We start from the raw sequence: 11,812 nt of genomic DNA, 5'->3' as shown, positions 1-11,812 counted from the left end.
TGTCAGACCAGCTTGAGGGCGCGCGCTGCCTGATAGAAATCGCGCCAGGCAGTCGATTTTCCGGCACGGTCTTTGACGATATGGTCGATATAGGCTTTGAACCGTTTGCCGTCCTCGGGCGAGTCCTTCAGGATGACACCCTGGATCTGGCGTGCCACATGGCTGCCCTTGACCAGTCCGTCATCGAGATAGGCGGCATCAAGCGTCGCCGCGTGCAGCACATTGACCGCCTCGGCCGTCGACATCACCGCATCGGGCCGATTGAGGCTGGTTCCCTCGCGCGTACGGCCGGTGCGCAGGTCCTGGAACGTCTGGACCAGCAGGTCTGCGACCTCCGTTTCGCCCCTGACGCTGACCCCCGACGGACCGAGACGCTCGGCAAGCTGTTTGAGGATCAATTCGCGTTCGAATGCAGGATCGTCGATCGGATGCACGGTTTCGAAATTGAATCGCCGCTTCAAGGCGCTCGACATTTCGTGGACGCCGCGGTCGCGCAGGTTGGCCGTACCGATAACGTTGAAACCCGGCTGCGCCGCCACGGTCCAGTCGGCGCCAAGTTCAGGAATAGCGACGCTTTTCTCCGATAGGATCGAGATCAGCGCATCCTGGACTTCAGGCGGGCAGCGGGTGATTTCCTCGAACCGGATGATCCGGCCTTCGCGCATTGCGGTCAGCACGGGTGAGGCCACCAGCGCCTTTTCGCTTGGCCCCTCCGACAGCAGCAGCGCATAGTTCCAGGAATAGCGGATATGGTCCTCGGTGGTCCCGGCCGAGCCTTGAACGACCAGCAGCGACTGGCCACTGATCGCGGCTGCAAGAAGTTCCGACAGCATCGATTTGGCCGTGCCGGGTTCGCCAACCAGCATCAGCCCCTGATTGCTCATCAGGCTGACGATGGCACGATCCACCAGAGGGTCGTCGCCGTAAAATTTGCGCGAGATGCCCAGCGCGGCATCGCCGAGAATGAACCGGCGTACGGCGCGGGCGCTGAGATGCCAGCCCGGCGGACGCGGCGCGCTGTCGCCGTTTGCCAGCTTCGTCAGTTCTTCGGCATAGCGCTGCTCGGCCGGCAGCCTCAATGCGGTGGCGACAGCGTTCACCATGGCGACTTCTTTTCCCACTCCGGATCGAACCCCGTTCCCTTGCCCGCGATGTCGTGCAAATCCTGCCAGGTCTCGGCGAGAAGCACTGGCGGGACCTCGCCAAGAGCCACCGGATTGCCATAGGCATGGCCGTTGCGCCGCACTTTCGCGAAGGTGAGGTCATGCAAGGCCGTCGGCCGATTTTCCTCCGGCAACGGACTACCGCCGAAATTGACCAGGGCGACAAGGCCAGCTGCCTGGTATCGCCGTTCATAGGTCATGAACCAGCCGCCATCTTCCGTGGCACCGCGGACATAGCCGAGTTTCGTCGCCGCGCCCCTCAGCTTGAACGTCTCGATCATCCACCCCTTTCGGTCGCCAATCTCCTTGTCGCCCTTGCGTAAGGGATCGAGTAGCGGAAGTTTGCGGCCGAACTGGTCGAAAAGCGGCGCGACCTCATAGTCGGCAAGGTGCGTCTTCCAGGCCTCGGAGACTTCGTCGGGCAGGAGGCGGCTGTGGGCGAGTTGAATACCGGAAAAGCGCCCGATATCGACTGGGCTGTCATCCGTGTCGGTGAGACTGTTGTCATCGAGCGGTCGGAATGTCGCCAATACGGCACCGCCCTCGTCGAGGCCCATCCAGACGAGTCGCCGTGCCAGGCGGGCGATCAGGGGATGGCCGAGAAGATAGAGGCTCCAGTCCTCGACCGCCCATGTGCGCTCGAGACACATGGCCTCGCGCAGCCGGGCTGTCTGATCGGGCATAATCTGCTTTATTTCCTTGCGGGCCGTCGCCAGCGTTTTCTTCGCCTCGTCGAGCAGCGGTTTTTCTTCTTCGTTTCTCGGCTTTGGCAGGTCCTTGACGGGATCGCCCGAAGCGTTGAGAAGCACCAGCGCGTCCGTCGCATCGAGCATGAGGCGATAGGTGCGGTCCGTTCCGCAATCGAGTTCGGCCGCCCCGGTCTCATCGAGACCGGCGGTCGGAATGGTCCGGTCCGCCAGTTCCTCCGTCGTCCAGCCGCGCCGGTTGGCAATGTCCTCGATCAGGGCCGCGGCGTGGGCCTGCACGGTACGGGCCTTGAAGCGATTGGCGGTGGCGAGCACGATCTGGATGGCGGCACCGGACGGATTGGCCGCGAGCGCTTCCAGAATAGCCTTGCTTTGCGAGACGCGCGATCCGTGGTTCTTGAGATAGCCGCGCGCCATCTTGGCCATGTCGATGCCGTTCATGCGCGTCGTCAAAGCCAACAACCCCTTATTGTCGGTCGCGCTGCCGAGGAAAGTGCCAAGTTTCTCGTTACGGATCTGCGCAAACACGAGGTCGCGGTCCGTGATCCATGCCGAGGCATTCTGTGGGTAGCGCTTTGCCCAGTTCAGATGGGTCTGCAACCGGGCATCGACTTCTGCTTCCGCCTGGGCATTGGCATCGTCGAGCGAGGTCATGCGGGTATCCTGAACGATCCACGCGGCAAGAACGCTCTGGCCGAGGCGATGGGCGTCGCGCGGCACCAGTCGGTCGAGGCAGAGGTCCATCATCGCATTGCCGCCCGGCTGCTTGAGCTTGTTGGCAAGCACCACCCACCAGGCGACCAGCGCCTTGTCGACGCCTGTTCCATCACGCCAGTTCAGCGCAGGCAGGGCGTCCATAGGAAACCATTCCAATCCTTTCGATTGGGTCTTTGCCAGGCCGCGCTCGGCCTCCTGCTTCAGTCTGACGGGATCGAAGAAGTCGGAGACGTCCTCACCGAGTTTCTCGAGCGCTGAAATCATAGCAGCGCGACAGACATCAGTCTTTTCCCCCTTGAGCGCGGTTCGAATCGCGGCGATCGAACCCTTGGCATCGCGCTGGCCCAGCCATTCCGCCGCCCCGGCCCGCACCTCCTGCTTGCCGTCACCCATCAGTCCGGCAATCGCCGGCTCGATATCGGGAGCACCGGCCAGCAACTTACGCGCCTCGGCACGCGGGCCTTTCCGTGTTCCCGTGGCAACCGTCATCAGCGGCAGCAGAAATCGTTGCGGGACCGCCGGCAGCATCGCCAGAAGCTCGAGCCCCCGGCTGAGATTGAGCGGCTTGCTGCCCGATTGCGGCCGGAAACCGAGCGCTTCCTCGATCTGGTCGAAGCGTTCTGCGATCAGCGTCCAGAAATGTTCCAGTCCCATTGCTTCAGACGAGCTGGCCCAATCGGTTTCCAGATATCGGGTGATCGCATCCTCGCCTCCGTTTTCCGCCCAAAGCGCCTGAATGCTCCTGAGGTCCGTACCTTCGGCTATCCGCCGGCGGATAGCAACCGAGATCGCGAAGTTTTCGTTTCCCAGCAAATACAGCAGGCCGGTACCCCAAGTCGACGATGCGATCTTGACCAGATGACGAATGCTGAGTGTGGGCGAGGACAAAAAAGCGTCGATCCCCGATCGGTGGTTCTTGTGCTCAAACCGGATMCATTGAAACAGACTGCGGTACGGATCACGAGAACCGACGAGTTCGGCCACCTGCTTCATCCGGGCGAGGACGCCCTCTTCGACCGGCTTCCATTGACTGCTCCAATGCCATCGCTCCTTGGTCGCAGCCGCTTCTCGATGCCCCATCTCAACCGTCTGGTTATAACTGCGCAGTGCTGGAAGCAGAAGCTTCATCGTTTCTTCCGGAATCGCCGAAGGTTCCGGCAGAGGCGGCATCGGCGGTACCTCGACGAGAGAGCCGTCGAGCGCCACATAAGTTGTCTTGTCGCGGTCTCCCGAACCGGCATCGGCTCGAGTCAGGGAAGCGTTGGCCAGCGTCTGGTCGATCGCCGCGAGCACCTTGGCGCTCTTCTCATCGTTACGCCAACGCAACAGCAGCGGGGTCGCCTCGGCGCCCAATCCCCGGGCGGCAAGTGCAATCAGATCCGCACGCGCGCCAGGAGTGCACGAGGGGAAAACGCTCTCCAGCCGCACCTGGAACTGGGAGGCATCAGCGCCCGTCAATACTTTCTGGGCAGCCTCGCGGACTGTCTTCGACGAAGCAATGCCGCTATCGACCAGGAGGTCGAGGAAGATGTCGATCTGTCGATAGCGACCAATCGCCGCAATCAACTGTGCACGTGGTCCCACAGCGAGCTTCGGCGCCAAGGCTGCAACCTCCGATGCGTGGCTGGAGAGCCAGGAATCGACGGCGTCGAAATGATCGGTGCTGTGATCGCATGAATAATTTACCGGATCGCGATTGAAGACGATGTCGAAGGCCACCTCGATCCCGAGGCCCCGCGCCGCAAGCAAGGCGCTGAATGCCTCGAGCGTGCAGATTCTACGTCCCCTGATGGCCAGGGCATGCAGCATATATCGCAGCCAGTCGGGGGCGTTCGACGTGCCCATGAACCCCCATGACCACCCTGCTCCCAAGGGATGAAGTGCCGCCTCCACATCGCCGAGGCGCACACGCTGCATCATGGTCCATTCCACACCCGGCTCGAACAACTTGTCGCTCGGTTGAGCAAATGAATGCATATATCCCCCGGCCAGCCAGAAATTCCGGACTTTCGCGGCGGACAGACTTGCCAAGACGCTGCTTCCAACGTCGCTTGCGATATAATCGACAACCTGAGCGGTCAGACCCGGCTGGCAATCGTCAAGTGCTTTAAAACGTTGTGAAATGCGATTTGGGAGGCCATCTTTTGCGCCCCCGAACAATTTCGACAATAGACTCATATCGACCACTCAAAAGAATGCAAAGACATACGATCGCAGATACCGCAAAGCCGGCGGCGCACCAAAATCTTGTAGAATGGAAATCAAAAGAAAGTCAAAGAGGACATGTCGAAGCGCTCCGCGTGCGATCCTCCAGCCGCCCGCGCCTGATTGCCGTCAAACTATTCGAAACGCATCCGATTTTTCGCCCAAAGCGGAATTTTCGTCTTTGCCTGATGCCTACAACTCAAATGTACTGCGTCGAATGAAGTCTTCCGTCGGCAACTCCCCCGGATACCCTCTCGGATTGCTGAACACCCGCGTCGCGCCGACCACATAGTCGACGGGATCATGGATGTGGCCATGGACCCACAGCGCGGGGCCATGCTCCAACATCAGACCGTCGAGGTTTGAGGCATAGGCCGGGCTGAAGCGGTCCTGCCGGAGCCGTTCAGGGAGTGACAGACGGCTTGGCGCGTGGTGCGTTATGACCACTTTGGGGCCAACGGCCGCCGCGAGTGCCCGCTCCAGAAATGCCAGGCTGTCAAGGTGGAACCGAACGGTCTGGTGCGGAGTGAACCGCATATACGGTTTCTTGGAGAACTTGATCCGCTTGTAGTCATTCATGCCCGACTTGGCTTCGAACATGGAAAATGCCTGTGTCCCGTCGAGCGCGAAATCGGTCCATAGAGTGCATCCGAGAAAGGTGACGCCACCGAGGACGATCGTGTCGTTTTCGAGGAAATGCACCCGGTCGAGAGAGGCCGCCAACCGCCTGCCATCCTCCAGAGCGTCCAGATAGGACGTTCGATAATAGTCGTGGTTGCCTGCGACGAACAGGACGGGCATGGCCGGCGCGACATGCTGATGCAGCCACTCGAGCGCAAGCTCGACGCCGCCAACACCGAAGTCGCCCGCAACCACGCATTTGTCTGCATCCGGCAACGGTCTTGGGACCGCGAACGGCGCGAATTCGGTGTGAAGATCAGAGAGAATCCAGAGTTTCATATCCATTCCATGCCAACGTCGTAGGTCCTCGATCAAGCCCCGAATGATCCGGACCTAAAGCCTGGGGTCAATCGGTTCACTTTCGAGCGCAAGAACGGCGAACACGCATTCGTGGATGTCGCGCAAGGGTGCCCGGGCCTGGAACCGTAGCAGACCTTCATGGCCGAGGCTGAATTCCCTGAGCGCCAGCGACCGCTTGCCGCCCAGGCTGCGCTTGCGCAGCCGCGAGAGATTGTCCGGCATGTCGTATTCCGGGCCGTAGATGATGCGCAGATAATCCTGGCCGCGGACTTTCAGCGCCGGCTGGATCAGGCCCTTTTCGCCGCGGGCAAGGAAGGCGAGCGGCTTGACGACCATGCCCTCGCCACCCCGCGCGGTCAGCGCCTCCCACCAGCGAACCGCCTCGTCGCAGGCATCGGCGTCGGCCAATACGATGTGGCGGCGCTCACTGGCCACCAGCACGGGGCCGCCCGCCGCCGCGAGCCGGTCGGCAATCGCCATATGCCAGACATGGTCCTTGTCGAAATGCACCGCCCCTTCGCTGGCAAGCAAGTGGAAGGGAGCGACGCGCAGATCGCCTGCATCGGCAACCGGCCAAGTGTAGGGCTGCCAGGCGCCGCCATAGCGATCGGCTTTCTCGGCCCGTGCGGCCAGCCGGTCGCGGAAACTGCCCATATCCACGCCACGCGCCACGGCACGATTGGCTGCCTCCAGGGCCGCGCCAAGCCCGGCCTGGGCGGAAATGCCGACGGGCGCATATTGCTGCTCGATCAGGCTGGACGCCTTGGCCGACCAGGGCATGACCTCGGCGTCGAGCAGCAGCCAGTCGGTGCCGAGTTCGTCCCAGAGACCTGCCACGTCGGCCGCCGCGCGGATATGCGCCAGCACCGCTTCGATCATTGCCCGTTCGGAGAAGAAGGCGCGGCCGGTGCGGGTCCAGATCGAACCCGCCTCGTCGGAGACCGTGCCGAAGCGTTGGCGCGCCACGGCATCGTCGCGGCAGACCGCAATCACCGCCCGCGATCCCATATGCTTCTCTTCCAGCATCAGTTCCGTCTGGCCACGCGCGCGGAAGAACTCGAACGCCTCTTCCGGCCGCTCCAGCCAGCCCTCGCTCTTGCTGGTCTCGACCGGCGACATGGTGGGCGGCAGGTAGATCAGCCATTGCGGCGCGATGGCAAAGCGCGCCATCACCTCGAGCGCCGCCGCTGCATTTTCCTCGGCAATGGCGATCCGATTCATCAGCGACGTATCGATATAGCGGCGCCCGGAGACATTGGCATAGTCGAGCAGATTGTCCGCCTCCGCCTGGCCTGACCGTTCGGCGACAACGGCGAGCGGCCGGATCGGCTCGGCATAGATCTGAGCCGCCGGGACACTGACCAATTGCTTTTCCGGCCAGCGTAGGGCCGTGAGCTTGCCGCCGAAGACGCAGCCGGTATCGATGCAGATCGTGTTGTTGATCCATTCGGCCTCCGGCGTCGGCGTATGACCGTGGACGACGGCCGTCTTGCCGCGATAGGCCGCCGCCCAGTCGCCGCGCACCGGCAAGCCGAATGCATCGATCTCGCCGGTGGTCTCGCCGTAAAGCGCAAAATCACGCACCGCTGGCGAACCGCGGCCGATCATCTCCTCCTTAAGGCCGGCATGGACGACAACCAGCCTTCCGCCATCCAGCCAGTAATGACTGCGGAGATCGCCAAGGAAGCGCTTGACCCGCTCCCGGAATTCAGGCGTCTCGGCTTCGAGCTGGTCGATGCTTTCCTGCAGGCCATGGGCGATCTTGACGTTGCGGCCGGCCATCCAGCGGTCGAGCTTCTGGTCGTGATTACCCTGGACGCAGAGCGCCTGGCCGGCATCGACGGCATCCATGACGATGCGCAATACGTCCGGAGTCTGCGGTCCACGGTCGACAAGATCACCGACGAAGACGAGCTTGCGATCGCCGGGCGGCGTCAGGACAGTGCGCTCCCCCTCCAGAGAAAGCCCGTAGCCGAGCTCGGTCAACAGCGCCTTCAGCTCGTCGGCGCAGCCATGCACGTCACCGATAATATCGAACGGGCCGGTCTCCGTCCGCTTGTCGGTCCAGAGCGGCCGACGCTCGATGGTCACGGCATCGACAGCCTCGACCGAGGAAAGTCGCCAGACCTGGCGAAAGCCTTCGCGCTGCAGCCCACCAAAACCCTTGCGGATTTCCTGGATCATCCTTTGCGGCACATGGACGGAGAAATTGCGGTTGGGCCGCGCCTTGTTGCGGGCCACGCAGACATCCAGGCCGGGATCGATGACGATCGCCACCGGCAGCGCATGCCAGCGCCGGGCGACCTCGATCCACATCTTGCGATCGGCAGCCCGCACATTGGTGGCGTCGATGACCGCCAGCCTGCGGTTTTTCAGCCGCTTTTCGGCAATCGCGCGGACGAGATCGAAAGCATCAGACGACACCGACTGGTCGTTCTCATCGTCCGAGACAAGCCCACGGCAGTGGTCTGAAGAGATCACTTCCGTCGGCTGGAACCAGCGCGAGGCGAAGGTCGACTTGCCGGAGCCGGTCGCGCCGATCAGCACGACCAGGCTGAAATCCGGAATATCGATGAGACTGGGGTCTGCGCTCTTCATTTTGTAAACACTGCCATCTGCGTCACCGGACCGAGTTCAGGATGGACATCGCCAATGCCCTCGTGCCGCACCTGATACCCATGGCTATCAGCCACCGCCTCGGTCCAGGCCTGGAATTGCTGCCGCGTCCATTCGAAGCGATGGTCGGGATGCCGCATGGCGCCGGGCGCCATGCCCTCGAAAAGCGCGTTATATTCGGCATTCGGCGTCGTCATGACGATCGCGCGCAAGCCCGCGCCGAAAACCACGTCCGCGAGATGCGGCAGCCGGTCGGGATCGAGGTGCTCGATCACCTCGATCAGTGCAGCCGCCTCCGCTTCATGCCAGCGGCTGTCGCGATAGGTCAGCGCCCCATGCAGCAGCGTCACCCGCTCGGGCGAGGCGCCACCCGGTTCGCCGAGCTTCAGCCGCTCGGCCGCGCGCTCCAGCGAGCGCGTCGAGGCATCGAGCCCAATCAGCTTTTTCAGCGAGCGCTCCTTGAGCAGCCGCCGCAACAGCTTGCCCTCGCCGCAGCCGAGATCGGCCACCACCGAGGCGCCGGATTCGACCAACACGCGCGCAACAGTGTCCTGTCGCAAGTCGTGCAGCCTCATCGGTGCTTCGAGGATTTCCTCGCGCCGATGGAGCTCCGGTGCAGCCTCCTCGGTCTCCTCCTCTTCCGGGGCGAGACGTGCCAGTGCCTGCCGCACCAGCCGCTTCTGCTTCTTGAGATAGCGGCGGACGATCAGGTCGCGCTCGGGATGGTCGGCAAGCCAGGTCCCACCCTTGTCGAGCAGTTTCTTGATCTCGTCCTCACCCACCCAATAGTGCTTGTCATCATCGAGCACCGGGATCAGCACATAGAGATGGGTGAGCGCGGTCGAAAGCTTCATCGTGCCTGTGAGCCGGAGATCGACATAGCGCGACGGCACACCAAAACCGTCGATCGTCACCACCTCGGCCTGCCACCCAAGCGGCTCGAACAGTCCCTTCACCAAACTCTCCGCGCCGCGTGCCGGCAGCGGCTTGACGTTGATCTCAAGCGGGATCGCCGCCTCCGCCAGCGCCTGCCGCTCGCGCGATGTACCGCTCATCGCCGTACGAAAAATACGGTTCAGCGCGACGGCCAGGAAGGATGAGGCCGAGTAAGGCCGATCGTTGACATAGTGATCGAGCAGCCCCTCACCCGCGCCAGCGCCGCGCACCAGCCCGATCGGATCGATGTCGAGCACCAGCGCTGCCTCACAGCGACTGTCATTGGCCTCAGGATAGAAGACGATGCCGCGACCGAAGGAGAGCTCCACTTCATGCAGACGATCAGGGTGTTTCATCAGCAGGAAACCAAGATCGCTGGCGGGCTTATGGGTTGTAGCAATGGAGAGGAACATGAAATCACGCGTTGGAATGGGTCAACGGAAGGCAGAAGCCGACGGGCTATAGCACCCTCGGCAGGAGAAGGCGATGTCAATACAGTGATTTAAGAATATCAACCTCTTACGGGAGATATTTTCCAAAGGGTCCAGTCTCATGACCAAGCGCCGGCGGACAACCCGCCAGCCCAATTGTCACCATCGCAGCAGCCGACGCCCGACAAAAAAGCCAACAATTGTCACGATCGAGATCGCCAGCGTGTACCAGGTGGCGACGAAGAAGGGGCTGTCGTCGGGGCAGTGCCAGGCATAGATGGCGGCGGCGACGCCGCCAGCGGCCAGTCCCGCGACGGCGCCGGCAAGGCCAGGGCTTTCAGGGGCGCCGTCCCTCAGGACCAGCATGAAGCCTATGAGCGGCGCGATCGACAGCATCGGAATGAAGAATATGCAGAAGCGTGAATGATTGCCGACCATGCGCGACATCCAGGAATCGGATGGCGTCATCATCCCTTCCATCATGATAGCTCCGATGACCAGAACCAAGGGCAGGATCAGCAACAGGCTGCGCGCCTTGAGCGGCACGCCGGGCCGGCCAATGCGGAAGACAAGACCGCAGGCTGCGATGGCAAGCGTGAGCGTCGCGCCGATCTTGAACATCACCCGAGCGCTCTGCATCGCCTCTGCCATGTTCGGCCGCATGCCGATCGTCGCCAGCAGCAGGGCGATCGAGATGACCGTGCCGAGGAGCAGCGCCAGCGTCATGGCGCGGCCGATGCGCATTGGCACCGGTGCATCCTCGGCCAGCATATGGATCAGATCATCCGTCTTCACGCACATCACTCCGATATAGGGCGGCGAGCGCCTTGAGCGCGCGATGCAGCGCCACGCGCACGGCGCCCTCTGTCATCTTCAATCTCGCGGCCGTCTCGCGCACCCCCTGCCCTTCGAGCGAGATCGAGCGCACGATATCGCGCTGCGGGTCCTTCAACTGCGTCAGCAGTTGTTCGGCATCCAGCCGGTCGGTGGCATCAGTCGAATCCGCTGCTTCCAGCGTCTCGATGAAATCCTCGATCGGCACGCTCACCTGCCGGCCACGGCGGCGCAGCGCATCGATCATCTTGTTGCGCACGATCGTCGCCAGCCACGGTCCGATCGGCCGCGATATGTCCCAGGTGCCGCGCTTGAGATGCACTGCCAGCAGCACTTCCTGCAGCACATCCTCCGCCTCGCTCGCCGGCGCGCCGAACTGGTCGCAGCGCCGCCGCGCAAGCGCACGGAGATAGGGCGTGACCGCCGTCAGGAAGCGATGATAGGCCTGCTTGTCGCCATCGATGGCGGCCCGCATCCAGATGGCCCACTGCTCTTCCTGCGTCGAACCGTTCACCCGGCAAATTCCCCTACGAAGCCGCGCACGTTTTTGTTACTCCACGTCATCGACAAAATGCATCCCGAACGCAAGTCCCTGGTTTGCAAATGCTTTCCGATCACATCCTTGCGCTCGGCATTGCCCGGCGTGACACCGCCGAACGAAACTTCATTCGCCCGGATGTCTGACTGGCACAGAGATATGCGCATTGCTTGCTCATCATTGCCGCCAACGGACCTGACGGCCACCGATGGACGACTTGGCAAGCCGATCCCTCAGTCGGTGGGCAGTGACGCAATATCGATCAAAAAGCAAGTCTGCCGCAGCAGCTACCGGCGCCGCCTCGTCTTGAGCGCTGGCCGGCGTCGTCCGCCCTCGCTGCCAGATGGAGACGACTTGCCGGATGTCGGTTCAGCGGGCGTCGGCTTTTCGCTGGTGTCGGCTGGCGCGGCATTTTCCTCGACTGCCTCCGGCAAAGGCTGTTCGCTCTGTACAGTCTCCGCGGCCTCAACCTCTTCGCTGGTCGCTGGTTCGTCCGAAAGGGACGCCGCTGTGTCTGCAGCGACTTCGTCCGCTGGAGTGGATGCGACATCGTCCGCTGGCTTGGGAGCGGTGTCATCGGCTGCGCGTGACGTATCTGAAGCCGTGTCCTCTCCAGCCGACGTCTCACCGGCCAATTCAGCCAGGGCCTTGGCGAGTGCGTCATTGGCGGGATCGGCACGGGTC

At 62.5% G+C, this 11,812-nt stretch carries 8 protein-coding genes; all 8 read right to left on the bottom strand.

The features are described 5' to 3' along the window. Positions 1–2: 2 nt before the first annotated feature. The 8 genes from AC1DYF_RS31005 to AC1DYF_RS30970 all read right to left on the bottom strand — a co-directional run bounded on the left by AC1DYF_RS31005 (position 3) and on the right by AC1DYF_RS30970 (position 11,295). Positions 3–1,103, bottom strand: a complete 1,101-nt coding sequence (locus AC1DYF_RS31005) for an ATP-binding protein (protein ID WP_477881493.1) — start codon at positions 1,101–1,103, stop codon at positions 3–5. Continuing rightward, the gene (locus tag AC1DYF_RS31000; protein WP_477881492.1) at positions 1,097–4,507 is read right to left on the bottom strand and encodes a DUF4132 domain-containing protein; all 3,411 of its coding nucleotides are present in this window, start codon (positions 4,505–4,507) and stop codon (positions 1,097–1,099) included. The genes AC1DYF_RS31005 and AC1DYF_RS31000 overlap by 7 nt, the downstream gene beginning before the upstream one ends. A 477-nt stretch (positions 4,508–4,984) precedes the next feature. Further along, on the bottom strand, positions 4,985–5,752 hold the full coding sequence (locus AC1DYF_RS30995; protein WP_477881490.1) for a metallophosphoesterase: 768 nt from the start codon (positions 5,750–5,752) through the stop codon (positions 4,985–4,987). A 54-nt stretch (positions 5,753–5,806) separates the two neighbouring features. Continuing rightward, the gene (locus AC1DYF_RS30990) at positions 5,807–8,371 is read right to left on the bottom strand and encodes a polynucleotide kinase-phosphatase (RefSeq protein WP_477881489.1); all 2,565 of its coding nucleotides are present in this window, start codon (positions 8,369–8,371) and stop codon (positions 5,807–5,809) included. Next, positions 8,368–9,738, bottom strand: a complete 1,371-nt coding sequence (locus tag AC1DYF_RS30985) for a 3' terminal RNA ribose 2'-O-methyltransferase Hen1 (protein ID WP_477881487.1) — start codon at positions 9,736–9,738, stop codon at positions 8,368–8,370. Before AC1DYF_RS30985 ends, AC1DYF_RS30990 begins: the two co-directional genes overlap by 4 nt. A 177-nt stretch (positions 9,739–9,915) precedes the next feature. Further along, a complete protein-coding gene (locus AC1DYF_RS30980) occupies positions 9,916–10,557 on the bottom strand; it encodes an NrsF family protein (protein WP_477881485.1) in 642 nt (213 codons plus the stop codon). Next, on the bottom strand, positions 10,538–11,104 hold the full coding sequence (locus tag AC1DYF_RS30975; protein WP_477881483.1) for a sigma-70 family RNA polymerase sigma factor: 567 nt from the start codon (positions 11,102–11,104) through the stop codon (positions 10,538–10,540). Before AC1DYF_RS30975 ends, AC1DYF_RS30980 begins: the two co-directional genes overlap by 20 nt. Continuing rightward, positions 11,101–11,295 carry a hypothetical protein gene (locus tag AC1DYF_RS30970; protein ID WP_477881481.1) on the bottom strand — a complete coding sequence of 65 codons (195 nt, stop codon included), beginning with the start codon at positions 11,293–11,295 and terminating at the stop codon, positions 11,101–11,103. The genes AC1DYF_RS30975 and AC1DYF_RS30970 overlap by 4 nt, the downstream gene beginning before the upstream one ends. Positions 11,296–11,812: the final 517 nt, after the last annotated feature.

It is taken from the genome of Rhizobium sp. P2_G9, assembly GCF_056403475.1.
This window is presented reverse-complemented; position numbering and strand designations above follow the sequence as displayed.